Annotated in this window: 24 protein-coding genes; 13 read left to right on the forward strand and 11 right to left on the reverse strand. The window is 71.7% G+C overall.

Going from position 1 to position 25,854, the window contains the following annotated elements:
- The 3 genes from tpiA to D9V37_RS12500 all read left to right on the forward strand — a co-directional run bounded on the left by tpiA (nt 1) and on the right by D9V37_RS12500 (nt 1,580).
- Nucleotides 1-807, forward strand: a complete 807-nt coding sequence (gene tpiA, locus D9V37_RS12490; RefSeq protein WP_232524882.1) for a triose-phosphate isomerase — start codon at nt 1-3, stop codon at nt 805-807.
- 130 nt (nt 808-937) lie between these two features.
- Nucleotides 938-1,174 (forward strand): preprotein translocase subunit SecG, encoded by a 237-nt coding sequence (gene secG, locus D9V37_RS12495; RefSeq protein WP_121806451.1) that lies wholly within the window; start codon nt 938-940, stop codon nt 1,172-1,174.
- Between the two features lie 43 nt (nt 1,175-1,217).
- A complete protein-coding gene (locus D9V37_RS12500; protein ID WP_198412511.1) occupies nt 1,218-1,580 on the forward strand; it encodes an RNA polymerase-binding protein RbpA in 363 nt (120 codons plus the stop codon).
- Nucleotides 1,581-1,680: 100 nt separating this feature from the next.
- Here D9V37_RS12500 and pgl read toward each other — a convergent pair whose 3' ends face one another.
- Genes pgl through tkt form a run of 6 tightly spaced genes read right to left on the reverse strand, consistent with a single transcriptional unit; the run spans nt 1,681 to nt 9,710 of the window.
- Nucleotides 1,681-2,397, reverse strand: a complete 717-nt coding sequence (pgl, locus tag D9V37_RS12505) for a 6-phosphogluconolactonase (protein WP_121806453.1) — start codon at nt 2,395-2,397, stop codon at nt 1,681-1,683.
- On the reverse strand, nt 2,394-3,344 hold the full coding sequence (locus D9V37_RS12510; protein WP_121806454.1) for a glucose-6-phosphate dehydrogenase assembly protein OpcA: 951 nt from the start codon (nt 3,342-3,344) through the stop codon (nt 2,394-2,396). The genes pgl and D9V37_RS12510 overlap by 4 nt, the downstream gene beginning before the upstream one ends.
- A gap of 2 nt (nt 3,345-3,346) precedes the next feature.
- Nucleotides 3,347-4,891: a glucose-6-phosphate dehydrogenase gene (gene zwf / locus D9V37_RS12515; RefSeq protein ID WP_121806455.1), complete on the reverse strand. Its 1,545-nt coding sequence runs from the start codon at nt 4,889-4,891 to the stop codon at nt 3,347-3,349.
- The gene (pgi, locus tag D9V37_RS12520) at nt 4,888-6,546 is read right to left on the reverse strand and encodes a glucose-6-phosphate isomerase (protein ID WP_198412512.1); all 1,659 of its coding nucleotides are present in this window, start codon (nt 6,544-6,546) and stop codon (nt 4,888-4,890) included. Before pgi ends, zwf begins: the two co-directional genes overlap by 4 nt.
- Nucleotides 6,543-7,640 carry a transaldolase gene (tal, locus tag D9V37_RS12525; RefSeq protein ID WP_121806456.1) on the reverse strand — a complete coding sequence of 366 codons (1,098 nt, stop codon included), beginning with the start codon at nt 7,638-7,640 and terminating at the stop codon, nt 6,543-6,545. The genes pgi and tal overlap by 4 nt, the downstream gene beginning before the upstream one ends.
- Before the next feature lie 27 nt (nt 7,641-7,667).
- The gene (gene tkt / locus D9V37_RS12530) at nt 7,668-9,710 is read right to left on the reverse strand and encodes a transketolase (RefSeq protein WP_232524899.1); all 2,043 of its coding nucleotides are present in this window, start codon (nt 9,708-9,710) and stop codon (nt 7,668-7,670) included.
- Nucleotides 9,711-9,991: 281 nt separating this feature from the next.
- Between tkt and D9V37_RS12535 the strand changes: the two genes are divergently transcribed.
- From D9V37_RS12535 to D9V37_RS12555, 5 genes are all read left to right on the forward strand, one after another.
- The gene (locus tag D9V37_RS12535) at nt 9,992-10,939 is read left to right on the forward strand and encodes a heme o synthase (RefSeq protein ID WP_198412513.1); all 948 of its coding nucleotides are present in this window, start codon (nt 9,992-9,994) and stop codon (nt 10,937-10,939) included.
- A gap of 207 nt (nt 10,940-11,146) precedes the next feature.
- A complete protein-coding gene (locus tag D9V37_RS12540; RefSeq protein ID WP_121806458.1) occupies nt 11,147-12,160 on the forward strand; it encodes a glycosyltransferase family 2 protein in 1,014 nt (337 codons plus the stop codon).
- Complete coding sequence (locus tag D9V37_RS12545; protein ID WP_198412514.1) at nt 12,157-13,209, forward strand: glycosyltransferase family 2 protein; 1,053 nt, start codon at nt 12,157-12,159, stop codon at nt 13,207-13,209. Before D9V37_RS12540 ends, D9V37_RS12545 begins: the two co-directional genes overlap by 4 nt.
- A 4-nt stretch (nt 13,210-13,213) precedes the next feature.
- Nucleotides 13,214-15,211, forward strand: coding sequence for a hypothetical protein (locus tag D9V37_RS12550; RefSeq protein ID WP_147455936.1), 1,998 nt, complete (start codon nt 13,214-13,216; stop codon nt 15,209-15,211).
- Nucleotides 15,208-15,654: a hypothetical protein gene (locus D9V37_RS12555; RefSeq protein ID WP_121806460.1), complete on the forward strand. Its 447-nt coding sequence runs from the start codon at nt 15,208-15,210 to the stop codon at nt 15,652-15,654. Before D9V37_RS12550 ends, D9V37_RS12555 begins: the two co-directional genes overlap by 4 nt.
- Before the next feature lie 7 nt (nt 15,655-15,661).
- Here D9V37_RS12555 and D9V37_RS12560 read toward each other — a convergent pair whose 3' ends face one another.
- From D9V37_RS12560 to D9V37_RS12580, 5 genes are all read right to left on the reverse strand, one after another.
- A complete protein-coding gene (locus D9V37_RS12560) occupies nt 15,662-16,555 on the reverse strand; it encodes a COX15/CtaA family protein (RefSeq protein WP_121806461.1) in 894 nt (297 codons plus the stop codon).
- Nucleotides 16,556-16,572: 17 nt separating this feature from the next.
- Nucleotides 16,573-17,076: a polyketide cyclase gene (locus D9V37_RS12565; RefSeq protein ID WP_121806462.1), complete on the reverse strand. Its 504-nt coding sequence runs from the start codon at nt 17,074-17,076 to the stop codon at nt 16,573-16,575.
- Nucleotides 17,077-17,080: 4 nt separating this feature from the next.
- Nucleotides 17,081-17,857 carry an ABC transporter permease gene (locus D9V37_RS12570; RefSeq protein WP_121806463.1) on the reverse strand — a complete coding sequence of 259 codons (777 nt, stop codon included), beginning with the start codon at nt 17,855-17,857 and terminating at the stop codon, nt 17,081-17,083.
- Nucleotides 17,854-18,789, reverse strand: a complete 936-nt coding sequence (locus tag D9V37_RS12575) for an ABC transporter ATP-binding protein (protein ID WP_232524883.1) — start codon at nt 18,787-18,789, stop codon at nt 17,854-17,856. Before D9V37_RS12575 ends, D9V37_RS12570 begins: the two co-directional genes overlap by 4 nt.
- A 226-nt stretch (nt 18,790-19,015) precedes the next feature.
- Nucleotides 19,016-21,367, reverse strand: a complete 2,352-nt coding sequence (locus D9V37_RS12580; RefSeq protein WP_121806465.1) for a xanthine dehydrogenase family protein molybdopterin-binding subunit — start codon at nt 21,365-21,367, stop codon at nt 19,016-19,018.
- 116 nt (nt 21,368-21,483) lie between these two features.
- Between D9V37_RS12580 and D9V37_RS12585 the strand changes: the two genes are divergently transcribed.
- The 5 genes from D9V37_RS12585 to sufC are packed head-to-tail and all read left to right on the forward strand — an operon-like array spanning nt 21,484 to nt 25,854.
- Nucleotides 21,484-22,161, forward strand: coding sequence for a helix-turn-helix transcriptional regulator (locus tag D9V37_RS12585; protein ID WP_332835750.1), 678 nt, complete (start codon nt 21,484-21,486; stop codon nt 22,159-22,161).
- Nucleotides 22,158-23,600, forward strand: a complete 1,443-nt coding sequence (sufB, locus tag D9V37_RS12590) for a Fe-S cluster assembly protein SufB (RefSeq protein WP_121806467.1) — start codon at nt 22,158-22,160, stop codon at nt 23,598-23,600. Before D9V37_RS12585 ends, sufB begins: the two co-directional genes overlap by 4 nt.
- Complete coding sequence (gene sufD, locus D9V37_RS12595) at nt 23,597-24,754, forward strand: Fe-S cluster assembly protein SufD (RefSeq protein WP_121806468.1); 1,158 nt, start codon at nt 23,597-23,599, stop codon at nt 24,752-24,754. Before sufB ends, sufD begins: the two co-directional genes overlap by 4 nt.
- The gene (locus tag D9V37_RS12600; RefSeq protein WP_121806469.1) at nt 24,755-25,063 is read left to right on the forward strand and encodes a non-heme iron oxygenase ferredoxin subunit; all 309 of its coding nucleotides are present in this window, start codon (nt 24,755-24,757) and stop codon (nt 25,061-25,063) included.
- A gap of 20 nt (nt 25,064-25,083) precedes the next feature.
- Nucleotides 25,084-25,854, forward strand: coding sequence for a Fe-S cluster assembly ATPase SufC (sufC, locus tag D9V37_RS12605; protein ID WP_121806470.1), 771 nt, complete (start codon nt 25,084-25,086; stop codon nt 25,852-25,854).

Raw genomic sequence — 25,854 nt, forward strand, 5'->3', positions numbered from 1 at the left:
ATGGCCGCGGTGAAGAAGCCCGGACGAACGCCGCTGATGGCGGGCAACTGGAAGATGAACCTGAACCACCAGGAGGCTGTGGTCCTGGTGCAGAAGCTGGCCTGGACGCTGGACGACAAGCGCCACGACTTCGCCAAGGCCGAGGTGGTCGTGGTGCCGCCGTTCACCGACCTGCGCAGCGTGCAGACGCTGGTCGACGGCGACCGGCTGCGGATCCGCTACGGCGCCCAGGACGTCTCGGTGCACGACTCCGGCGCCCACACCGGCGAGATCTCGGCTGCGATGCTGGCCAAGCTCGGCTGCTCCTACGTGGTCGTCGGGCACTCCGAGCGGCGGGCTGACCACGGTGAGGACGACGCGGTCGTCAACGCCAAGGCCCGTGTGAGCGTCGCGGCCGACATGACGCCGATCGTGTGCGTCGGCGAAGGACTCGAGGTGCGCCGCGAGGGCCGTCAGGTCGAGTACACGCTGGCCCAGGTGGCGGGCTCGCTGGCCGGGTTCACCCCCGAGCAGGTCGGCGCGCTGGTGATCGCCTACGAGCCGGTCTGGGCGATCGGCACCGGTGAGGTGGCGACGCCCGAGGACGCGCAGGAGGTGTGCGGAGCGATCCGCTCCTGGGTGGCCGAGACCCACGGCGAGGAGGCCTCGCAGGCAGTCCGGGTGCTCTACGGCGGGTCGGTGAAGGCGGCCAACGTGGCCGGCATCATGGCCCAGTCCGACGTCGACGGCGCACTGGTGGGCGGAGCGAGCCTGGAGGCCGACGAGTTCGGCGGGATCTGCCGCTTCTACGAGATGCCGATGATCTGATCCGGACTGGTCGTTCCTGGTCGCGGCGCTGCCCACCCCCAGGGCTGGCCCGAGGTAGATCCTGGGAAGTCCAGACCTTTGTCCAGCCCAGTCCAGCCCACCCCTCCGGGTGTGGGTTAGGCTCCTCGGCGTGGTGCTGGTTTTCGAGATCGTCCTCTGCGTCGCGAGCGCGCTCCTGGTGCTGCTCGTCCTCCTCCACAAGGGGCGCGGCGGAGGGCTGTCCGACATGTTCGGCGGTGGCATGTCGTCCGGCCTCGGCGGGTCCTCGGTCGCCGAGCGCAACCTCGACCGGATCACGATCGGCATCGGCCTGGTCTGGTTCGCCTCGGTCGTCGGTCTCGGCCTGCTGCTGAAGTCGGGCAGCTGACCAGCAACCTCCCTCTGTTCCAGTACGAGAAGGAGTCACCGTCGTGGCAGTAGGTGGCGGCAACGCCATTCGCGGAAGCAGGGTCGGTGCCGGCCCGATGGGGGAGGCCGAGCGAGGCGAGGCCGCTCCCCGGCAGAACGTCAGCTACTTCTGCTCCCAAGAGCACCGGACGCTGATCACGTTCGCCGTGGAGGCCGACCCGCCGGCGGAGTGGGACTGCCCACGCTGCGGACTCCCGGCGTCGCTGGACTCCGACAACCCACCGCCGCCGCCGAAGATCGAGCCGTACAAGACCCACTTGGCCTACGTGAAGGAGCGTCGCTCCGACGCCGAGGCCGAGTCGATCCTCGACGAGGCGATCAAGACGCTGCGCGAGAAGCGGAAGTCTGGCGAGATCATCTTCTGAAACGCCGCCTCCGGCGAGCTCACCGCAGAGGATGAGGCGGGAAGACGCGCGGGGATGCGACGTCTGACCACCCAGGACGCGCGGGGATGCGACGCCTCGGCTACAGCTGGCTGGCGGCGGCCTCGTCGAGGAACCAGATGGTCTCCTGCGTCCCGTGGGGGCGGGCGGCCGGGACGTCGCCGCCGGACAGTGCCGTGGCGACCGCCTCGGCCTTGCCCTCACCGGAGACCACGAACCAGGTGGCGCGGGTGTGGTTGAGGGCGGGCAGCGTGAGGCTGACCCGCTCGGGCGGGGGCTTGGGGGAGTCGGTCACCGGGACGGCGATGGCGTCCTCGACGTCGATCTCGGGGCGGCCGGGGAACAGTGAGGCGACGTGCCCGTCGGGGCCGACGCCGAGCATCACCACCTCGAACTCGCCCGCGCCGGAGGCACGTAGGAGGTCGCCGTAGATCGTGGCGGCCTCCGCGACGGACCCGGCGTCCTCGGTGCTCGGCACCGGGTGGACCAGCGCTGGGTCGACGTCGAGCCGGTCGAGCATGCCGATGCGGGCTGCGCGGTCGTTGCGGTCGTCACTGTCGGGGGCCACGAACCGCTCGTCGCCCCACCAGAACGCCACCTTGCGCCAGTCCACCTGGGAGGAGCCCGCGAGCCGGGCGACCGTCTCGTGGATGGTCTCGGCGATGGTGCCGCCGGTCAGGGCGACGTGCGGCAGCCGGCGGGCGGCCTGGGCGTCGGCCAGCGCGACCAGCAGGTGCTCGGCGACGTCGGTGGCCAGCGCCTCGGGGGAGTCGCTGATCCGGATCTCGGGCTCGTTCACGACGCGGTGGCCTTCCTCGAGGGGGTACGTCGCTGCTGGGTGCGTCCGTACTGGGCGACCAGCTTCTTGGCGGTGGCGGCGTAGACGTCGTCCTCGTCGAGCCGGCGCAGCTCCTCGGCCAGCAGGTCGGGCACGTCGCGCCGTTTGAGGGCGACCGGCCGGTCGGGGTTGTCGGGGGAGCGGAAGGTGGCCAGCCGGCCGTCGAGGCGCTCGATCTCCACCGGGCCCTCCTTGCTCTGCAGCACCACGGAGGTGATGCCGGGCCCGGGCGAGGTCTCCCGGGTGACCTTCACCTTGAGCCGGTCGGCCAGCCACGCCGCCAGCAGGTCGGCACTGGGGCTGACCTTCTCGGCGGTCACCACCGCGCCGCGGACCTTCAGCGGCTGCTGGTCCAGGGCTGCGGCCAGCAGCGCGCGCCACGGCGTGAGCCGGGTCCAGGCCAGGTCCGTGGTGCCGGGCGCGTACGCCGCGCAGAGCCGCCGCAGCGCGTTGGCCTTGCCGGTGCGCACCGAGGCGGCGTCGGTGATCCGCCGCTGCGCGAGGAGTCCGACGGGGTCGGAGGCCGGGTCGACCGGATGGTCGTTGGGCCACCACACGACGACGGGGGAGTCGGGCAGCAGCAGCGGCATCACGACCGAGTCGGCGTGCTTGGTGACCTCGCCGCTGAGCCGGATCAGCGCGACCTCGCCTCCCCAGGCGTCGCCGATGCCGATCTGGGCGTCGACGCGCCCCTTGCCCCGACCGTCGCCGATGATGACGCCGAGCACCCGGGCCGGGTGCTCGTGCGAGGCGCGGCGGGCGTCGTCGAGCGCTTGGTGGGCGGAGTCCTCGTCGACCAGGATGACCATCGTCATCACCATGCCCATGGCCGGGCTGCCGTGCCGGGCGCGCTCGGCCACGAACTCCGCCGCGATGGCGCTGCTGGTGGTCTCGCTGAGCTCGATCATCGTTACGGACGCCTCCAGACCCGGCCGTCGCGGGCCATCATGTCGTGGGCCGACTGCGGGCCCCAGCTCCCGGACTCGTACGGGTCGGGCTTGCCGTGCCCGGCCCAGTAGTCGAGCACCGGGTCGAGCAGCTTCCAGGACAGCTCGACCTCCTCGTGCTGCGGGAAGAGCGGCGGGTCGCCGAGCAGCACGTCGAGGATGAGCTTCTCGTACGCCTCCGGGCTGGCCTCGGTGAACGTGCCGCCGTAGGCGAAGTCCATGTTGACGTCGCGGATCTCCATGCCGGTGCCCGGCACCTTCGAGCCGAACCGGATGGTGACGCCCTCGTCGGGCTGCACCCGGATCACCAGGGCGTTGTTGGTCAGGTCCTCGGTCTGCACGGCGTCGAAGGGCTGGTGCGGCGGCTTCTTGAACACCACGGCCACCTCGGTGACGCGACGGCCCAACCGCTTGCCGGCCCGCAGGTAGAACGGGGCGCCGGCCCAGCGCCGGTTCTCGACCTCGAGCTTGATGGCGCCGAAGGTGTCGGTGGCCGAGGTGCGGGGGATGTCGGCCTCGTCGAGGTAGCCGACGACCTTCTCCCCGCCCGCCCAGCCGGGCGCGTACTGGCCGCGGCTGGTGTGCAGGTCGAGCCGGGTGGGCAGCTTGAGCGAGGAGAGCACCTTCTGCTTCTCCACCCGCAGCGACGCGGCGTCGAAGGCGACCGGCTCCTCCATCGCGGTGAGCGCGAGCAGCTGCATCAGGTGGTTCTGGATGACGTCGCGCGTGGCGCCGATGCCGTCGTAGTAGCCGGCGCGGCTGCCGATGCCGATGTCCTCGGCCATCGTGATCTGCACGTGGTCGACGTAGTGGGCGTTCCAGATGGGCTCGAACAGGTTGTTGGCGAACCGCATCGCCAAGATGTTCTGCACCGTCTCCTTGCCCAGGTAGTGGTCGATGCGGAAGACCGACTCGGGGTCGAAGACGCCGTCGAGCACCGCGTTGAGCTCGCGAGCGGAGGCCAGGTCGTGCCCGAACGGCTTCTCGACCACCACCCGACGCCAGGCGGGCAGGCCCGAGGCCTGCTTCTCCGGCGCGGTCAGCCCCACCTGCTGCAGCGACTCCACGACGCTGCCGAAGAACTTCGGCGGGATGGAGAGGTAGAAGGCGTGGTTGCCGCCGGTGCCGCGGGCCTCGTCGAGCTCGTCCAGGGTGCGGCGCAGGGTCTTGAACGCCTGCTCGTCGCCGAACTCGCCCGGCACGAACCGGAAGCCCTCGGCCAGCTGCTTCCACACCTCCTCGCGGAACTCCGTGCGCGAGTGCTCGCGGACCGCGTCGTGGACGATCTGGGCGAAGTCCTGGTCGGCCCAGTCGCGGCGGGCGAACCCGACGAGCGAGAACCCCGGCGGCAGGAAGCCGCGGTTGGCCAGGTCGTAGATCGCCGGCATCACCTTCTTGCGCGACAGGTCGCCGGTGACGCCGAACAGCACCATCGAGCAGGGGCCGGCGATGCGGGGGAGCCGGCGGTCCTGCTCCTGACGCAGCGGGTTGGTCCAGGGGGCGCTCATGAGGTGCGGTGCGCGCGGTAGTAGGAGATCAGCGACTGGGTGGAGGCGTCCTGCGCGGCGAGCGCCTCGGCGTCGCCGGAGAGCGCCGGGGTGACCTCCTGGGCCAGCTTCTTGCCCAGCTCCACGCCCCACTGGTCGAAGGAGTCGATGCCCCACACCGCACCCTCGACGAAGGTGATGTGCTCGTAGAGCGCCACCAGCTGGCCCAGCACCGACGGCGTCAGCGCGGGCGCCATGATCGAGGCGGTGGGCCGGTTGCCGGTGAAGGTGCGGGCCGCGACGACCACCTCGTCGGTGGTGCCGTCGGCGCGGACCTCCTCGGCGGTCTTGCCGAACGCCAGCGCCCGGGTCTGGGCGAAGAAGTTGGCCAGGAACAGCTCGTGGACGTCGGTGTCGCCGTCCTTGAGCTCGAACGAGGGCTCGGCGAAGGCGATGAAGTCGGCCGGGATCAGCCGGGTGCCCTGGTGGATCAGCTGGTAGAAGGCGTGCTGGCCGTTGGTGCCCGGCTCGCCCCAGAACACCTCGCCGGTGTCGGCGGTGACCTCGGCGCCGTCCCAGCGCACGCCCTTGCCGTTGGACTCCATCGTCAGCTGCTGCAGGTAGGCGGGGAAGCGGTGGAGGAGCTGGGAGTAGGGCAGCACCGCGTGGGTCTGCGCGCCGAGGAAGTTGGTGTACCAGACGTTGAGCAGCCCCATCAGCACCGGCACGTTCAGCTCGAGCGGCGCCCGGCGGAAGTGCTCGTCGACGGCGTGGAAGCCCGCGAGCAGCTCGGCGAACCGCTCGGGCCCGATGGCCACCACCAGCGAGGTGCCGATGGCCGAGTCCATCGAGTAGCGCCCGCCCACCCAGTCCCAGAACCCGAAGGCGTTGGCTGGGTCGATGCCGAAGTCGGCGACCTTGTCCAGCGCGGTGGAGACGGCCACGAAGTGCTTCGCGACCGCCTGGTCGCGGTCGGCGTCGTCGGGCAGGTGCTCCAGCAGCCAGGAGCGGCAGAGCCGGGCGTTGGTCATCGTCTCCAGCGTGCCGAAGGTCTTGCTGGAGACGATGAACAGCGTGCTCGCCGGGTCGAGCCCGGCCAGGGTGGTGGCGGCGTCGGTGGGGTCGATGTTGGAGATGAACCGGCACTCCAGCCCCTCCTGCCGGTAGGCCGCCAGCGCCTCGTAGGCCATCACCGGGCCGAGGTCGGAGCCGCCGATGCCAATGTTGACCACCGTGCGGATGCGCTCACCCGTGACGCCGGTCCACTCACCGGAGCGGACCTGGTCGGCGAACGCGTAGACCCGGCCCAGCACCTCGTGGACGTCGTGCACGACGTCTTGCCCGTCGACGTTCAGCGACGCCGTCTCGGGCAGTCGCAGCGCGGTGTGCAGCACGGCCCGGTCCTCGGTGACGTTGATGTGCTCACCGGCGAACATCGCGTCGCGCCGGGCCACCAGCCCGGTCTGCTCGGCCAGCTCCAGCAGCACGTCGAGGACCTCGCCGTGGAGCAGTGACTTGGAGAGGTCGACGTGCAGGTCGGCGACGTCGTGGGTCGACGACGCGACCCGATCGGGATCCTCGGCGAACCAGGCCCGCAGGTCCGGCTCGAAGTCCTCGGCCAGATCGTTGAGCCGGGCCCACGCCGACGTGGTCATCGGGTCGACCGGCCCGCTCACTTCTCGGAGGCCTGGTCGAGCTGGCCCTGCACGGTGTCGAGCAGCTCGTGCCAGGACTTCTCGAACTTCTCCACGCCCTCACGCTCGAGCACGGCGATGACGTCGTCGTAGTCGATGCCGGCCGCCTTCAGGTCGGCCATGACCTGGTCGGCGTCGGCGTAGTGGTTGGTCACCTGGTCGCCCTCGATGTCGGAGTGGTCGCGCACGGCGTCCAGCGTCTTCTCCGGCATGGTGTTGACAGTGTTGGTCACGACCAGGTCGTCGACGTACATCGTGTCGCGGTAGTCGGGGTTCTTGACCCCGGTGGAGGCCCACAGCGGTCGCTGCTTGTTCGCGCCGGCGGCCGCGAGGGCCTCCCAGCGCTCGCCGGAGAAGAACCGCTCGTACTCGCGGTAGGCCAGCCGGGCGTTGGCCACGCCGGCCTTGCCGGCCAGGTCCGAACCGTCACCGAGACGCTGGTCGATCTCGGTGTCGACGCGGGAGACGAAGAACGAGGCCACCGAGTGGATCTTCGACAGGTCGTGGCCGGCCTCCTGGGCCTTCTCCAGCCCGGCGACGTAGGCGTCCATGACGCCCTGGTAGCGCTCGAGACCGAAGATCAAGGTGACGTTGACGCTGATGCCCTCGCCGATGACGGTGGTGATCGCCGGGGCGCCCTCCGTCGTGGCCGGGATCTTGATCAGCAGGTTCTCCCGGTCCACGGTCGACCAGAGCGTGCGGGCCGACTCGGTGGTGGCCTTCTCGTCGTGGGCCAGCAGCGGGGAGACCTCGATCGAGACTCGGCCGTCGACGCCGTCGGTGTCGTCCCAGACCGGCTTGAGCACGTCGCAGGCGGTGCGCACGTCGGTGGTGGTGAGCTCGAAGACGGTGCGGTCGACGTCGGCGCCGTCGGCGGCCAGCTCGCGGACCTGGTCGTCGTAGCGCTCGCCCTCGGCCAGCGCCGCGGCGAAGATCGAGGGGTTGGTCGTGACGCCGACGACGTGGCTGTCCTTGACCAGGTCGGCCAGGTTGCCGGTCTCGAGCCGCTCGCGCGACAGGTCGTCGAGCCAGATGGAGACTCCGGACTCGGAGAGCTCCTGCAGGTGGTCACTCATGGTGCACTCCTTGGTGGGTTGAGGGCCTCAGGCAGAGACCCGGATGCTGTCCTGGGCGGCGTCGGCGACGGCTTGGGCGGTGACGCCGAACTCCTCGTAGATCCGCTGGTAGTCGGCGGAGGCGCCGTAGTGCTCGATGGAGACGATCCGGCCGTGGTCGCCGACGATCTCGCGCCAGCCCTGGGCGATGCCGGCCTCGACGCTGACGCGGGCCTTCACCGTCGGCGGGACGACGGTCTCGCGGTAGGCGGCGTCCTGGGCGTCGAACCACTCCCGGCACGGCATGGAGACCACGCGGGCGCGCACGCCCTGCGCGGCGAGGAGGTCGCGGGCCTCGACGGCCAGCTGCACCTCCGAGCCGGTGCCGACGAGGACGACGTCGGGCTCGCCGTTGCGGCCGTCGAGGTCGGGGGCGTCGAGCAGCACGTAGCCGCCGCGGTGGACGTTGCTGGTGTCGCTGAAGCCCTCCTCGCCACGCGGGAAGACCGGCAGGTTCTGCCGCGAGAGGATCAGCCCGGCCGGGCGGTCGGTGTGCTGCAGGATCGTCTTCCACGCCTCGGCGGTCTCGTTGGCGTCGGCCGGGCGGACGACGTCGAGGCCGGGGATGGCGCGCAGCGCGGCCAGGTGCTCGATGGGCTGGTGGGTGGGTCCGTCCTCGCCCAGGCCGATCGAGTCGTGGGTCCAGATGTAGGTGACGGGCAGGCCCATCAGCGCCGCCAGCCGCACCGATCCGCGCATGTAGTCGGAGAAGGTGAGGAACGTGGCGCCGAAGACGCGCGTGCCGCCGTGGACCGCGATGCCGTTGAGGATCGCGCCCATGCCGTGCTCGCGGATGCCGAAGTGCAGCACCCGGCCGGCCAGCGGGTCGGCGCGCCACATCTTGGTGGCGCGATCGCCGGGTAGGAACGACGGGACGCCCTCGATGGTGGAGTTGTTGGACTCCGCGAGGTCGGCCGAGCCGCCCCACAGCTCCGGCATCTGCGCCGCGATCGCGTTGAGCGCCGCGCCGGAGGCCTTGCGGGTGGCGACGCCCTTGGGGTCGGCAGGGAAGGTCGGAAGGTCGGCGAACGCGTCGTCGGGCAGGGTGCGGGTCTGCATCCGCTCGAACAGCGCGGTGTCGGCGGACGGCTTGGTGGTCCAGTGCTGGAACTCCTGGTCCCAGGCGGCCTGCGCGGCCTTGCCGCGCTCGACGGCCTTGCGGGTGTGCTCGAGCACACCCGGCGGCACCTCGAAGGTCTGGTCGGGGTCGAAGCCGAGCACCTTCTTGGTCGCGGCGACCTCGGCCTCGCCGAGCGCCGAGCCGTGCGCCTTGCCGGTGTTCTGCGCGTCGGGCGCGGGCCAGGCGATGATCGTGTGGAGCACGATGAAGCTCGGCTTGTCGGTGACGGCCTTCGCGGCCTCGATGGCGGCGTAGAGCGCCGGGACGTCCTCGGAGTAGCCGCGGCCGTCGTTGGTCCAGTCGACGTGCTGCACGTGCCAGCCGTAGGCCTCGTAGCGGGCGCCGACGTCCTCGCCCAGCGCGATGTCGGTGTCGTCCTCGATCGAGATCTTGTTGTGGTCGTAGATGACCGTGAGGTTGCCCAACTCCTGCACGCCGGCGATCGCCGAGGCCTCGGCGCTCACGCCCTCCTCGATGTCGCCGTCGGAGCACAGCGCGTAGACCTGGTGGTCGAACAGCGACTCGCCCTGCGCGACGTTCGGGTCGAGCAGGCCGTGCTCGCGGCGGGCGGCCATGGCCATGCCGACCGCGTTGCCGATGCCCTGGCCCAGCGGGCCGGTGGTGGTCTCGACGCCGGCGGTGTGGCCGTACTCGGGGTGCCCGGGCGTCTTGCTGCCCCAGGTGCGCAGCGTCTTGAGGTCCTCCAGCTCCAGGCCCCAGCCACCCAGGAACAGCTGGATGTAGAGGGTGAGCGAGGAGTGCCCGCACGAGAGCACGAACCGGTCACGGCCGGGCCAGTGCGGATCGGCCGGGTTGTGGCGCATCACCTTCTGGAACAGCAGGTAGGCCGCCGGTGCCAGGCTCATCGCGGTGCCGGGGTGGCCGTTGCCCACCTTCTGCACGGCATCCATGGCCAGCACGCGGACCGTGTCCACGGCCTTCTCGTCCAGCTCGTCCCACTCCAGCGCCGGTGTGCTCACCGTTGCGTCCTTCCCGTCGTCTTGATCGTTCAAACCGTGGTCTCGTCAGGCACAACGACAGATCGTCCCGCGCATTCCCGACGTCTGATCGACAGGCTACTCACGCCCGCCGGCGCCCCGGAACCGCCCGGAACGACAGCACCGCCGACATCGGCTCGCCGGGACCCGGCGCCCGCGGATCGGGAGCCGTCGGGCGGCGATACAGTGAGTCGGTGACCCTGGTGGACTCTGAGGCAGCACGGCTGGGCGAGACCTCGGGGCGGGCCTCTCTCAAGGACGTGCTGGGTGCGTACGTCGGGCTGACCAAGCCGCGGGTCATCGAGCTGCTGCTGCTCACCACGGTGCCGGTGATGTTCGCCGCGCAGCGGGGCGTGCCGCCGCTGGGCCTGGTCGTGGCCACCGTCGTCGGCGGCACGCTGTCGGCCGGCAGCGCCAACGCGCTCAACTGCGTCTACGACCGCGACATCGACGAGCACATGCGACGCACCCGGCGTCGGGCCCTGCCGCGTCACGTCGTCTCCCCCCGCGCCGCCCTGGTCTTCGGGCTGGCGCTGGTGGTCGTCTCCACCGTCGTGCTCGGCACGCTGGTCAACTGGCTCTCGGCCTGGCTGGCCCTGGCGGCCAGCGCCTTCTACCTCTTCGGCTACACGATGCTGCTCAAGCGGCGCACCGCCCAGAACGTCGTGTGGGGCGGCCTGGCGGGCTGCTTCCCGGCACTGATCGGGTGGACGGCAGTCACCGACCGGCTGGCCTGGGCGCCGGTGGTGCTCTTCGCCGTGGTGTTCCTCTGGACGCCGCCGCACACCTGGGCGCTGGCGATGCGCTACCGCGAGGACTACGCCCGCGTCGACGTGCCGATGCTCCCGGTGATCCGCTCCGCGCGCGACGTGGCCCGCCAGATCGTGGCCTACGCGTGGGTGATGGTGGCGGTCTCGCTGCTCTACTGGCCGGTGGCGCACACCGGCCCCGTCTACCCCGTGGTGGCCGGTGTGCTGGGTGCGGCCTTCCTGGTCGAGGCGCACCTGATGCTGGCCCGGGCCGGCGCCAGCGACGACCTGACGGTGGTGCGGCCGATGCGGCTGTTCCACTGGTCCAACATGTATCTCTCGCTGCTCTTCGTGGCCGTCGCGCTGGAGCCGCTGGTCCCGCTCGCCCGGTAGAGCTCGGGAGGAGACGGACCCGGCGAGCGGCGCGCGCCGCCGAAGAACTTTTCGGACAGATTCGGATACTTGCCGCTAATCGAATCGTACGTTCGGTCAGGTTTGGTGCCGTGGTCTTCCGAGTGTCGGAGGCCCTGGCCAGACTGGTGGGCGTACGAGGGACCGCGGGGGGACGCGGACCCGCGACCCGGGGGGAACGGGCCACACATGGACTCAGTCATCGGCACCAGCGGCGAGACCGGCAGCCACAGCGAGATCGGCACCGGCACGACCAGGACGGTCGCGCAGGAGCTGCGGGCCGAGCTGGGCGCGGAGCTCTCCAGCGACGAGCTGCACGCCGAGCTGGAGCAGAGCGCCCCGAGCGCGCCGATGAGCCTGCCGGTCCAGTCCGACCGGCACCACGCGCGGTCGGCGCCGGTGCCGGCGTACCCGCAGGCGCGTGAGCGACGGCGCCCGGTGGCGCTGCCGGTCACGGTCGTCATCCCGACCTGGAACGAGGGCAAGAACATCGGGCACGTCCTCGAGCAGCTGCCGCCCGTGGAGCAGCTGATCATCGTCGACGCCAACTCCGACGACGGCACCCTCGACGTGGTCCGTCGCTACCGTCCCGACGCGACCGTGCTGCTGCAGGCGCCGTCGGGCAAGGGCAACGCGACCCGCGCCGGCCTCGAGGTGGCCACCGCCGAGAACATCATCTGCATGGACGCCGACGGCAGCATGGACCCCCGCGAGATCCCGGCGTTCCTGGCGCTGCTGAGCAACGGCTACGACATGGTCAAGGGCTCGCGCGGCGCGGTCGGCGGTGGCTCGACGGACTTCACGCCGCTGCGGCGGGCGGGCAACCGCGGCCTGGTCGGGATCTACAACCTGATGTTCGGCACCAACCTGTCCGACATCACCTTCGGCTACATCGGCTTCCGGCGCGAGGTGCTGCCGCGGCTGGGCCTGTATGCCGAAGGCTTCGAGATCGAGGTGCAGATGGTCGCCCACGCGCAGCTGGCGGGCCTGCGGTTCGCCGAGCTGCCCAGCCGCGAGACCGACCGGCTGACCGGCGACTCGCACCTGCGCACCTTCAAGGACGGCCACCGGGTGCTGCGCACCATCGTCCGCTCGCGGGTGGCCCCCGGGCGGGAGTGGTGGCGCCACGTCGGTTCCGAGCCGCTGCGCTACGACGTCGCCCCGAAGGGCAGCGGGAACACGCTGTCGGAGAAGGCCCGATGAGCGGGGCCGAGGCGGGCCTCGACGTCACCGACGCGAGGGTCCTGCGCATCCCGGCGCAGCGGCTGGGTGGTGCCCGCACGCCGTCGGCCACCGAGGCCACGGCGACCCTGACCGCGAGCGTGGTCATCTGCTGCTACACCTTCGCCCGGTGGGCCGACGTGCGGCTGGCGATCGCCTCGGCGGTCTCCCAGGAGCCGGCACCCGAGCGGGTGGTGGTCGTCGTCGACCACAACCCCGACCTCCTCGAGCGGATGCTCGACGAGCTGCTGCCGGCCTACGCCGAGCTCGGCGACCAGGTCGTCGTCGTCGCCAACCGGCATGCCCAGGGCCTCTCGGGCGCACGCAACACCGGCCTGGAGCTGGTGAGCTCCGACGTCGTGGCGTTCCTCGACGACGACGCCCGGGCCACCACCGGCTGGCTGGCCGCGCACCTGGCCGCCTACGAGGACCACGAGGTGGTCGGGGTGGGCGGTCGCCTCGAGCCGGCCTGGGACGTCGAGCGGCCGGGCTGGTTCCCCGCCGACTTCGACTGGGTGATCGGCTGCACCCACAGCGGCGTGCCCGACGCGGGTGAGATCCGCAACCCGATCGGTGCGAACATGTCCTTCCGCACCGCCGAGCTCCGGGCCGCCGGTGGGTTCAGCGAGGAGCTGGGCCGCGTCGGCGGTGCCGGCGCCGGGTGCGAGGAGACCGAGGCCAGCCTGCGGGTCACCGCCGACGGCGGCCGGGTCTGGTACGTGCCCGAGGCGCTGGTCGAGCACCGCGTCACCCGCGACCGCGGCACCTGGGCCTACTTCCGTCGTCGCTGCGTCGCCGAGGGCCGCTCGAAGGCCACGGTGCGCGAGCTCTCGCGGCGACCGCTGGGCACCGAGCGTGCCTACGCCACTCGCGTGCTGCCGCGCTCGTTCGCGCGCGCCGTGGGCGAGGGCCTGCGCGGACGTCCCGACGGGCTGCAGCGGGCGGCGGCGATCGCCGCGGGCCTGGGGCTGACGTCGTACGGCTATCTCACCGCCGGGGTGGCTGCACGCCGTCGACGCCGGAAGGGCTGAGCCAGTGCCTCGGGGGACGGTGCTGGACGAGGAGACGTCCGGACAGCCGGGCTACGGCCTGCGCGAGATGTTCGGAGCGGGGGGAGCGGAGGACCGGAGGCGGTCGGCCACGGCGTGGTCGACGCCCCGGCCCTCCGTCGTGGCTGCGGGCCCGACCCGCCAGCGCATCTCGCGGGGCAACCGCTGGGCGCTGGGCCTCTCACTGCTGGGGACGCTGAGCTGGGTCCTCGCGTGCCTGCGCATGGACCCGACCTCCTACACCGACCTCGGCCTGGTCAGCGCCACCGACGGCTTCTTCTGGGTCGCACTCACCTGCGCGGTGGCCGCCTTCACGTGCGCGCTGCGCGCGACCCGCTTCCGCTGGCCGGTGGCGCTGGTCTCGCTCCTGGTGATCGTCGCCGTGCTCTACGCGACGCCGTCGTGGATCGAGGGCACGCCGCGGGTCGAGGCCGTCTACCGCCACATCGGCATCGCCGATTCCTTCGCCCTCAACGGCACGCTACAGCGCCACCTGGACGCCTACTTCAACTGGCCCGGCCTCTTCGCCGCCCTCGGGATGCTGCAGAAGTCGGCGGGGCTGCCGGACCTGATCGCGATCGCTCGCTGGGCGCCGCCGGTGGCGATCCTCGGCTACGTCGCGCCGGCGCTGCTCATCGCGCGCTCGCTCACCGCCAAGTCGCGGGTGCAGTGGCTGGCGGTAGGCGTGTTCGTGGTGGTCGACTGGACCGGCCAGGACTACATGTCGCCGCAGACCTTCGCGTTCTGGCTGCTGATGTGCATCGCCGGCATCGTCATGACCGTCATCCGCCGCTGGGACGACCCCGACCACGAGGGCCCCTCGGCGAGGCTGCGCCCGATCGAGCGGTTGCGGGCACGGCTGCGTCCCCAGCAGGCCGCGGCCCGCGTCGACGGCGCCCACCGGCTGTGGGTGGGCGAGGCCGGTCGCCGCGTCCGGCTCTCCCGGGCGCAGTGGCGTGCGGTGCACCTGGTGGTGGCGCTGGGTGGCAGCGCCCTGATCGCCAGTCACCAGCTGACGCCGTTCATGCTCGTCCTGGTGCTCTTCGCGCTGTGGCTGGTGGGGCGCACGCCGCACTGGCAGCTGTGGTTCGGGGCCGGCGTCCTGGTGCTGGCCTGGCTGCTGGTGCCCGCGTGGCCGTTCGTCTCCGGGCACATCGGGGAGATCACCGGCGGGCTGACCAACACCAGCTCCGGTGCCTCGCAGAACCTGGGCGGTCGCACGGCGAGCGGCAGCGCGCAGCACCACCTGGTGGTGAACGCGATCATGGTCGAGACCCTGGCGGTCTGGCTGCTGGCGGGGCTCGGCACGCTGCTACTGGTCTCCGAGCGACGCCGTGTGCGGGCGGTGCTGCTGCTGGCGGGCATGCCGTTCCTGCTGGTGCCGCTGCAGACCTACGGCGGCGAGATGCTCATCCGCGCCTACCTGTTCAGCCTGCCGCTGGTCGGCTTCCTGGTCGCGGTGTTCCTGCACGCGGCGACGCGACGGCGTCCGACCGACCGGCGCCCCTGGCGCGGGGTGGCCCTCGCGGTGGTGCTGCTCGTGCTGGCCTCGACGACCGTGCTGACCCGCTACGGCAACGAGCGCGGCGACAGCTTCCGGCCCGCGGAGGTGAACCTGTACTCCTGGTTCTTCGAGCACACGCCGAAGGAGTCGACCGTCGAGCTGATCGACGCCAACTCCCCGCGCAACTGGCACCGCTACGCCTACGACGTGTGGATGTACTACGAGGAGGCGGCGCCGGGCCCGCGCTGGGAGAAGGACCCCACCGCCGACCGGCTGCTGGCCGACATCGCCAAGCGCGGGCACAACCGCAAGCACGCCTACGTCATCTACACGCCCTCGATGGCGCGGATGGCGCAGCTCTCGGGCAACGCACCGGCCTCGACCTTCACCAAGGTCATCGACGAGCTGGACCACGACCCGCGGTTCAAGCTCATCCACCGCACGTCCGGCGGGTCGGTCTGGGAGGTGGTGGGCTCATGAGGAACCCGGTCTCGGTGCTGCGGCTGCTCGGTGTCCTGCTGCTGTGCGCCCTCGCGTGCGTGGCCGTGGTCGGCGGCGGGTCGGCGGCGTTCCGTGCCCTGTCGATCGGCCTCTTCATGGTCGCCGCCCCCGGCCTGCTCGTGGTGACCGTGCTGCGGCTCGGCGACGCGCTGCTCTCGCTGGTCGTGGGCATGGTCGTCGGCCCGGCCGGCTGGGTCATGCTGGCCACGGTGGCCACCTTCCTGGGGCTGTGGTGGCCCGGGCCGACGGTCGTGGTGGTGGCCGTGCTGCTGGGGGTGCTGGCCCTGGTGCTGCTGGTGCTGGAGCTGCGCGCGCCGGCCAACCCGCTCGACGACGCCCAGCACCGGTTCGTCTCGCACCGCCACGACGAGGAGGTCCCGGTGGCGGTGGGTCGGCACCGGGGCGCGTTCCCCTTCGGCTGAGACCCGCTCAGCCGGTCGGGGTCGGATCGGTCGCGGCCCGCCGGGCGGCCAGCAGCGTCCAGGTGACGACGCTGGAGGTGACCGCCGCGCCGAGCATGTGCACCAGCACCAGCGGCACCGGCAGGTCGGTCGCGTACTGCACGTAGCCGACCACGCCCTGGGCCAGCTCGACGCACAGCAGCGTCGTCACCGCCCGGCGGGCGACGGTGCCGCGCAGCAGCACCAGCAGCGCCACGGTGAGCGCCACCAGCAGCCAGACCAGGCCGGAGTGAACGCGGGAGATCTCCATCGCGCTCAGCCCGTTGCGCGGCGCGTGCAGGTCGCCGGCGTGCGGGCCGGCGCCGGTGACGACCGTGCCGACGTACAGCACCGCCCAGGCCACGACGAAGCCGGCCGCGGCCAGCGTCGCGACCCGGCCGGTGGGATGGGAGGGAGCCGGGACGGCCTCGCGCCACAGCAGCAGCGTGGCCACGCCCACCAGCGCCATCGAGAGCAGCAGGTGCAGCGAGACCACCCACGGGTTGAGGTCGGTGTGCACGCTGATGCCGCCGATGACCGCCTGCAGCGGGATGCCGAGCACCAGCACGACGCTCAGCCCGCGCAGGTCGCGCCGCGAGGAGCGGAACACGCCCACCAGGGTGGCCAGCGCCACCGCGGTGAGCACGAAGGTCAGCGTGCGGTTGCCGAACTCGATGGCCTGGTGCACCGAGTACGCGCCGTGCGGCACCAGGCTGGAATCGGTGCAACGGGGCCAGGTGGGGCAGCCCAGGCCGGAGTCGGTGAGGCGGACGGCGCCGCCGGTGACGACGATGACGACGTTGGCGACGAGCGAGGCCCAGCCCAGCGGCCGGACCCAGCGGTCGCGGAGGTCGGCGCCGGGGCGCTCCAGGACGGTCTGCATGGCCCGACCATCATCGGTCATCGGCGGTCGGACTCCGCCAGCCGGGCCAGGTTGAGGAGCTGCCGACGTGCCATCACCAGGTCGCCGAGGCAGACCGCCGGCGCGACCACGCGGGCCAGCGGGGAGCGCGGCACCACCAGCTTGAGCAGCAGCCGGGTGGGCTCCTCGCCGACCAGCACGTAGGACATGACCGCGCCGACGACGCGGGCGGTGAGCGCGATCCCCGGCTCGACCGCGAGCACCGTGCCGAGCGGGCGGCCGGCCGACGCGGTGAACGGGTCGCCCGGCACCGGGTCGGCCAACCCCTGCAGGGCGGCGGGCGAGCGCCGGCCGAGGTTGTCGACCCAGTCGTAGGAGTAGGGCGCCAGCCGCACCTGCACCACCCGCGACCACACCTGCTCGCGCGCGGCCTGAGCGGTGACGCCGCGCCACGCCTCGAGGGCGGGGGAGGCGACCACGTCGTCGCAGGGGTAGCGGCGCGCGACGTCGGCCTCGCTCACTCCCCAGCGGTCGCCGATCACGCGGTCACTCCCAGCTGAAGGTGCGAGCCGTGAGGAACGTGCCGAGCGCGGTCCACGCCACCAGCACGAGCGTCGCCAGCGCCGGGAAACCGCCGCCGTCGAGGGCGGAGCGCAGCCCCTCGCCGAGAGCGCCGGAGGGGAGCAGCCACGCGACGTGGCCGAAGCCGCCGTACCACCGCGTCGGCAGCACCACGCCGCCGCCGGCCAGGAGCAGCAGGTAGACGAGGTTGGCGACGGCCAGGGTGGCCTCGGCCCGCAGCGCGCCCGCGACGAACAGGCCGAGCGAGGCGAACGCCGCGGTGCCGAGGACGAGCATCGCCACCGCGCCGAGCACCGCGACCGGGTCGAGGGAGGGGTGCCAGCCCATGGCCGCCGCGACACCGCCGAGCACCACCAGCTGCAGCACCTCGACCATGAGCAGCGAGCCCACCTTGCCCAGCAGCAGTCCGGAGCGGGGCAGCGGTGACGAGCCGAGCCACTTCAAGACGCCGTAGCGGCGCTCGAAGCCGGTGGCGATGGCCAGCGAGGTGAAGCTGGTCGACATCACCGCGAGGCCGAGCACGCCGGGGGCGAAGACGTCGATCGGGCGCTCGGTGCGCAGCTGGTGGAGGTGGTCGGCGCCCACCACGGTGCCGATCAGCACGATGACGGGGATGACGATCGCGATGAGCAGCTGCTCGCCGTTGCGCAGCAGCAACCGCGACTCCATGCGGGCCTGGGCCAGGACCATCCGCGGCAGGGGAGCGGCGCCCGGGGCGGGGGTGAGGGTGAGGGTGCTCATGCGGTCTCCAGCGGACGGCCGGTGAGCTCGAGGAAGACGTCCTCGAGGTTGCGCTGCCCGAGGTTGAGCGACTCCGGGAGGACACCGTTCTCCTCGCACCAGCGCGACACCTTGCCCAGGGTGGTGGCGTCGGCCGGTCCGCTGATGACCAGGGAGTAGGCGTCGACCGGGAGCACCTCGATGCCGGCGCCCAGCGCCGCGCGCAGCGACTCCGGGGCGCTCGGCGGGAACGGCTCGGTGACGACCAGCCGGATCGTGGCGTGCGAGCCGCCGCGGGTGAGCTCCAGCGGTGAACCGGAGGCGATGAGGCGGCCGTGGTCGATGATGTGGACCCGGTCGGCCAGCCGCTCCGCCTCCTCGAGGTAGTGGGTGGTGAGCACCACGGTGACGCCCGCCTCCCGCAGCTCGCGCAGCAGCTCCCAGGTCGCGTGCCGTGCGCCGACGTCCATGCCGGCGGTGGGCTCGTCGACGAACACCAGCTCCGGGCGACCCACCACCGCCATGGCCAGCCCCAGCCGCTGCTGCTGCCCGCCGGACAGCCGCCGGTACGGCGTGCGCCCGCACTCGGCCAGGCCGAGCCGGTCGCTCAGCATCCCGACGTCGAGCGGGTGCGCGTGGAGACTGGCGACGTGGGCCAGCATCTCCGCGGCCCGCACGCCCGACCAGGCCCCGCCGGCCTGCAGCATCACCCCGATACGCGGCAGCAGCTCACGTCGCTGGCGCACCGGGTCGAGCCCGAGGACGCGCACCACGCCCGCCTGCGGGCGACGGTACCCCTCGCAGGTCTCGAGCGTCGTCGTCTTGCCGGCCCCGTTGGGCCCCAGCACCGCCGTCACGCTGTCCCGCTCGACCCGCAGCGAGAGATCGTCGACGGCGACCGTGGCGCCGTAGCGCATGGTCAGGCCGGTGATCTCGACTGCCGGTTCGGGCACCAGACGAGTCTAGGTAGCGGGTCGGCGGGAGCGGGGGCGGGCTGGGTGGGGGCTGGGGCGGGCTGGGTGGGGGCTGGGTGGCCGGGCTGGGTGCGGGCTGGGCGGGAGGTGCGCCCCGACCGCCGAAACCCCACACTTGCGTGGACCTGGGGCTCGATCGTCCGATTTGTCGGCCCCACAACTGCGCAAGTGCGCGACTTTGGCGATCGCACCCCCCAGCCGACCCCTACGCCTCGACGCCCCCGTCGGCAGGCCCGGAGGCGAGCTCGAGGGTGTCGAACACCCTGGGCGGGTCGCGCCAGGGGTCGGGGAGCGTCCCGGCCCTGGCCTGCTCGATGGCGGTCCAGACCTTGTCCGGGGTGCAGGGGATGTCGACGTGGCGGACGCCGAGGTGGGCCAGCGCGTCGACCACCGCGCTCTGCACGGCCGGGGTGGAGCCGATCGTGCCGGACTCGCCGATGCCCTTGGCGCCGAGCTCGTTCATGTCGGTCGGGGTCTCGGTGCTGGTCGCCTCCATCGTGATCGCGTCGGCGGCCGTGGGCAGCGAGTAGTCGGTGAAGGTCGAGGTGAGCGGGGTGCCCTGGGCGTCGTAGACGAAGCCCTCCCACAGCGCCTGCGACATGCCCTGCACGATGCCGCCGTGCTGCTGGCCCTTGACGATCGTGGGGTTGAGGATGCGGCCGCAGTCGTCGACGGCGACGTGGCGCAGCGGCGTCACCAGGCCGGTCTCGGTGTCGACCTCGACCACGGAGACGTGGGCGCCGAAGGGGAAGGTGGCGCCCTCCTGCGGGACGTCGAGGTCGGCGCGCAGCGTGCCGTCGGCCAGGCCGACCAGCTGCTCCCAGGTCACCAGGGAGCCCGGGACGCCGGCCACGCCCAGGCCGCCGTCGACCGCGGAGATGTCGTCGACCGAGGCCTCGAGCTTGCGCGCGGCCAGCGCCGCGGCCTGGTGGTAGACGTCGCGGGCGGCCGCGGAGACGGCGCTGCCGCCCAGCTGCAGGGAGCGCGACCCGCCGGTGCCGCCGCCCGAGCGCACCGCGAAGGTGTCGGACTGCACGTAGCGGATCCGCTCCATCGCGATGCCCAGCCGCGACGAGACGATCATCGCGAACGACGTCGCGTGGCCCTGGCCGTGGGCCGACGTGCCGGACATGACGGTGGCCGAGCCGTCGGCCTCCACCCGCACGCTCCCGAGCTCCTTGCCGCCGAAGCCGGTGATCTCGACGTACGTCGACACCCCCACGCCGAGCTGGCGCACGGCGCCGTCGTCGCGTCGCTGCCGCTGCTCGGCCCGCAGCGCGTCGACGTCGGCCAGCCGCAGCGCCTCGCCCAGCGCGACGTCGTAGTCGCCGACGTCGTAGCGCTGGCCGGTGCGGGTGGTGTAGGGGAAGGCGTCCTTGGCGATCAGGTTGCGGCGCCGGACCTCCTCGGGCGCGAGCCCGAGCTCCGCGGCCCCGAGGTCCATCAGCCGCTCCAGCATGGCCGCCGCCTCCGGGCGCCCGGCACCGCGGAAGGCGCCGTTGGGCGCGGTGTTCGTCATCACCGCGACGGCGGCGTAGTGCACCACCGGGATCTCATAGGGGCCCTGGGCCATGATGTGCGTCGGTCCGACGGCCAGCGTGCCGCCGAAGCCCGCGTAGGCGCCGCAGTCGCCGATCACCCGGGCGCGCAGCCCGGTGACGGTGCCGTCGGAGCGGAAGCCCATCTCGGCGAACTGCACCTGCCCGCGGCCGTGCATGGAGAGCATCGCCTCGCTGCGGGTCTCGGCCCAGGTGACCGGCCGCTCCAGGCGGCGGGCGGCGGCGATCACCGCGGCGTGGCCGTAGGCGATGCCGGCCTTGCCGCCGAAGGCACCGCCGACGTGCGGCGCCACCAGGCGCACCTGCGACTTCTCCAGCCCGGTCCAGCGGGCGACGAGGTCGCGCGACATGTGCGGGTGCTGCGTGGCGGCGTAGACGGTGATGAGGGCGTCGCCCTCGGGGCGCGGGTCGGCCAGCACCGCGTTGCCCTCGATCGGCGAGGTGGCCAGCCGCTGGTTCTCGATCCGGGCGCGGACGATCACCTCGGCGCCGGCGAAGGGGTCCTCGCCGCCGTGCTCGGCGCGCACCGACTGCACGACGTTGGTGCCGAGGTCGGGGAACTGCAGCGGGGCGTCGTCGGCCAGGGCGGCCTCCATGTCGGCGACCACCGGCAGCTCGTCGTAGTCGACATCGACCAGCTCGGCGGCGTCGACCGCCTGCGCGCGGGTCTCGGCCACCACCAGTGCGACGGGATCGCCGACGTAGCGCACCACCTCGTGCGCCAGCGGCGGGTGACCGACGCCCTCGTGGACGTCGGCGAACCCGGGCACGCGGTCCGAGCCGAGCTCGGCGGTCGTGTAGACCGCGAGCACGCCGGGCGCGGCGGCGGCCTCGGTGGTGTCGAGCCCGGTGATGCGCGCGTGTGCGAACGGGCTGCGTACGAACACCGCGTGGACCGTGCCGGGGATGCGCAGGTCGTCGACGTACGTGCTCGCCCCCGTGATCAGGTCCGGGTCCTCGACGCGGGGGACGGCGTTGCCGAGCAGGGATCCCACCATGTTGTGGAGACTATCTCCGGCTCGAGACGGTGAGGTTAGGGCGACCTTCCTTGAACCGCGCCGGTCAATATCGTCACACTGGTGTTGTGGAAATGGACGGGAGCACTCGCGGCCGCGTGGCCCGCTCCATCCTGGTCAACGGACCCTCCACCGCCGTCGCGCTGGCCGAGCTGCTCGACCTGACCCCGGCGGCCGTGCGCCGCCACCTCGACCAGCTGCTCGACGACGGTGCGGTCGAGGCCCGCGACCAGCCCACCTCGAAGATCCGGGGCCGCGGTCGCCCGGCCAAGGTCTTCGCGCTCACCGACGCCGGCCGCGACGCCTTCGACCAGGCCTACGACGACCTGGCCGGCCAGGCGCTGCGGTTCCTGGCCGAGACGGGCGGTGAGGAGGCGGTCCGCGAGTTCGCGCGCCGCCGGGTGGCTTTCGTCGAGGAGCGGTTCCCCGCCGCGCTGGCCCAGACCGGCGACCCGGTCGCCGCGGTCGCCCAGGTGTTCACCGACGAGGGCTACGCCGCCGCGGCGCGCACCAGTCCGGTCGGCGAGCAGCTGTGCCAGCAGCACTGCCCGGTGGCCCACGTCGCGACTGCGTTCCCCCAGCTGTGCGAGGCCGAGACCGAGGCCATCGCCGCGGTCCTGGGCAGCCACGTGCAGCGGCTGGCCACCATCGCCCACGGCGACGGGGTCTGCACCACCTGCATCCCCACCGCCGTCCACGAGAAGACCCACGAGCAGACGCACGCGAACGCGCACGAGAACGCCCACCCCGACGTCGACAGAAAGGTCAGGTCATGACCACCCAGACTCCGTCGCAGACCCCCAGCATCGAGGAGCGCAACCCCGAGCTGGAGGGCCTGGGCCGCTACCAGTTCGGTTGGGCCGACTCCGACGAGGCCGGCGCCTCGGCGCAGCGCGGTCTCAACGAGGCCGTCGTGCGCGACATCTCCGGCAAGAAGAGCGAGCCCGACTGGATGCTCGACCTGCGCCTGAAGGGCCTCAAGCTCTTCGGCCGCAAGCCGATGCCCACCTGGGGCTCGGACCTCTCCGCGATCGACTTCGACAACATCAAGTACTTCGTGCGCTCGAGCGAGAAGCAGGCCACCTCGTGGGAGGAGCTGCCCGAGGACATCAAGAACACCTACGACAAGCTCGGCATCCCCGAGGCGGAGAAGCAGCGCCTGGTGGCCGGCGTCGCCGCGCAGTACGAGTCCGAGGTCGTCTACCACTCGATCCGCGAGGACCTCGAGGAGCAGGGCGTCATCTTCGTCGACACCGACACCGGCCTGCGCGAGCACGAGGAGCTCTTCAAGGAGTACTTCGGCACCGTCATCCCGGTCGGCGACAACAAGTTCGCCGCGCTCAACACCAGCGTCTGGTCGGGCGGCTCGTTCATCTACGTGCCGAAGGGCGTGCACGTCGACATCCCGCTGCAGGCCTACTTCCGCATCAACACCGAGAACATGGGCCAGTTCGAGCGGACGCTGATCATCGTCGACGAGGACGCCTACGTGCACTACGTCGAGGGCTGCACCGCACCGATCTACCAGTCCGACTCGCTGCACTCCGCGGTCGTCGAGATCATCGTGAAGAAGGGCGGCCGCTGTCGCTACACGACCATCCAGAACTGGTCGAACAACGTCTACAACCTGGTCACCAAGCGCGCCACCTGCGAGGCCGGCGCCACGATGGAGTGGGTCGACGGCAACATCGGGTCCAAGGTGACGATGAAGTACCCGGCCATCTACCTGATGGGCGAGCACGCCAAGGGCGAGACGCTCTCGATCGCCTTCGCGGGCGAGGGCCAGCACCAGGACGCCGGCGCCAAGATGGTGCACGCCGCGCCGAACACCTCGTCATCGATCCTGAGCAAGTCAGTGGCCCGTGGTGGCGGCCGGACGTCCTACCGCGGCCTCATCCAGGTCAACGAGGGCGCCCACGGCTCGAAGTCCAACGTGCTGTGCGACGCCCTCCTGGTCGACCAGGTGAGCCGCTCGGACACCTACCCCTACGTCGACATCCGCGAGGACGACGTGTCCATGGGCCACGAGGCGAGCGTCTCGAAGGTCTCCGAGGACCAGCTGTTCTACCTGATGTCGCGCGGCATGGAGCAGGACGAGGCGATGGCGATGATCGTGCGCGGCTTCGTCGAGCCCATCGCCAAGGAGCTGCCGATGGAGTACGCCCTCGAGCTGAACCGCCTCATCGAGCTGCAGATGGAAGGGGCCGTGGGATGACGGCGGTCGCCGACGCGGTCGAGACCACCCAGGTCGTCTCCCACCTCAACCCGCCCCCGTCCTACGACCTCGCGGACTACCCGGTCCCCACCGGGCGCGAGGAGGTCTGGCGCTTCACCCCGCTCAAGCGCCTGCGCGGCATCCTCGACGGCGAGGCCTCCGACGCGACGCTGGGCTGGGACACCTCGGTGCCCGAGGGTGTCTCGCTGAGCACCATCACCGCTGACGAGGCGCGTGGGCTGGGGGAGCTGCCTCCCAACGAGCTGCCGGCCGCGCTCGCCGTCAGCCGCGCCGGCGGCGCGACGCTGGTCGACGTGCCCGACGACTTCGACAGCGAGCAGCCGCTGGCCATCCGGCTCACCGGCGCCTCGGTCGACGACCTGGTGTGGGGTCATCTGGTGTTCCGGGTCGGTCGGCACGCCAACGTCACCATCGTCCTCACCCACACCGGCTCCGCGCGCTACTGCGCCTCGACGTCGTTCCTGGTCGGCGACGGTGCGCAGGTGCGCATCCTGAGCCTGCAGGACTGGTACGACGACGCCGTGCACCTGGGCCGCGACTCGATCCGCGTGGGTCGCGACGCGTCGGTGCGCCACACCTCGATCAGCTTCGGCGGCGACCTAGTGCGCATGCACGCCAACGTCGAGTACGACGGTCCGGGCGGCGAGGCCGAGCTGCTCGGCCTCTACTTCGCCGACGCCGGCCAGCACCTCGAGCACAGGCTCTTCGCCGACCACAACGCCCCGCGCACCAAGAGCAAGGTCACCTACAAGGGGGCGCTGCAGGGGCAGGGCGCGCACACGGTGTGGATCGGCAACGTGCTGATCCGCAAGGTCGCCGAGGGCATCGAGACCTACGAGGAGAACCGCAACCTCGTTCTCACCGACGGCTGCCAGGCCGACTCCGTGCCCAACCTGGAGATCGAGACCGGCGAGATCGAAGGGGCCGGCCACGCCTCGGCCACCGCCCGCTTCGACGACGAGCAGCTGTTTTACCTGCGCTCGCGCGGCATCTCCGAGGCCGAGGCGCAGCGGCTGGTGGTGCACGGCTTCTTCAACGACCTGATCCGCCGCGTCGGCATCCCCTCGGTGGAGGAGCAGCTGCTCACCACCGTCGAGGCCGAACTGGCGCGCAACCTGCTCAAGGAGACCTGAGTGGCGTTCCAGCGCGCCTGCGGGCTGGCCGAGCTCACCGACGGCGAGGCGCTCGGCGTCGAGGTCGACGGCCTCGACGTCGCCCTGGTCATGGTGGGCGAGGAGGTCTTCGCCATCGAGGACGAGTGCTCCCACGCCGCCGTCGCGCTGTCGGAGGGCGACGTCGAGGGATGCACCCTCGAGTGCTGGATGCACGGCTCGCGCTTCGACCTGCGCACCGGCAAGCCCACCGGCCCGCCGGCCACCGAACCCGTTCCGGTCTTCCCCGTCCGCATCGACGGCGACGACGTCCTCATCGACCTAGCTTGATCCCTGGAGGAAGAACTGACATGGCAACGCTCGACATCAAGGACCTGCACGTCTCCGTCACCACGGAGGACGGCGACAAGGAGATCCTCAAGGGCGTCGACCTGACGATCCGCGAGGGCGAGACCCACGCGATCATGGGCCCCAACGGCTCGGGCAAGTCGACGCTGGCCTACTCCATCGCCGGCCACCCGAAGTACACCGTCACCGGTGGCAGCGTCACCCTCGACGGCCCCGACGGTCGGGCCGACGTGCTGGCGATGAGCGTCGACGAGCGCGCCCGCGCCGGGCTGTTCTTGGCCATGCAGTACCCGGTGGAGGTGCCCGGGGTGTCCGTGGCGAACTTCCTGCGCACGGCGAAGACCGCTATCGACGGCGAGGCCCCCAAGCTGCGCACCTGGGTCAAGGACGTCAACTCCGCGATGGAGCAGCTCAAGATGGACCCGGCGTTCTCGCAGCGCTCGGTCAACGAGGGTTTCTCGGGCGGGGAGAAGAAGCGCCACGAGATCATGCAGCTCGAGCTGCTCGACCCGCTGGTCGCGATCCTCGACGAGACCGACTCCGGCCTGGACATCGACGCGCTCAAGATCGTCAGCGAGGGCGTCAACCGGTTCAAGGCCGAGGGCGACAAGGGCGTCCTGCTCATCACCCACTACACCCGGATCCTGCGCTACATCACGCCGGACTTCGTCCACGTCTTCGTCGACGGCAAGGTCGCCGAGCAGGGTGGTCCCGAGCTGGCCGAGGAGCTCGAGGCGTCGGGCTACGACCGCTTCGTGAAGGCGTCGGCCTGA

This window comes from Nocardioides mangrovicus, assembly GCF_003674065.1.
Taxonomy (GTDB): domain Bacteria; phylum Actinomycetota; class Actinomycetes; order Propionibacteriales; family Nocardioidaceae; genus Marmoricola; species Marmoricola mangrovicus.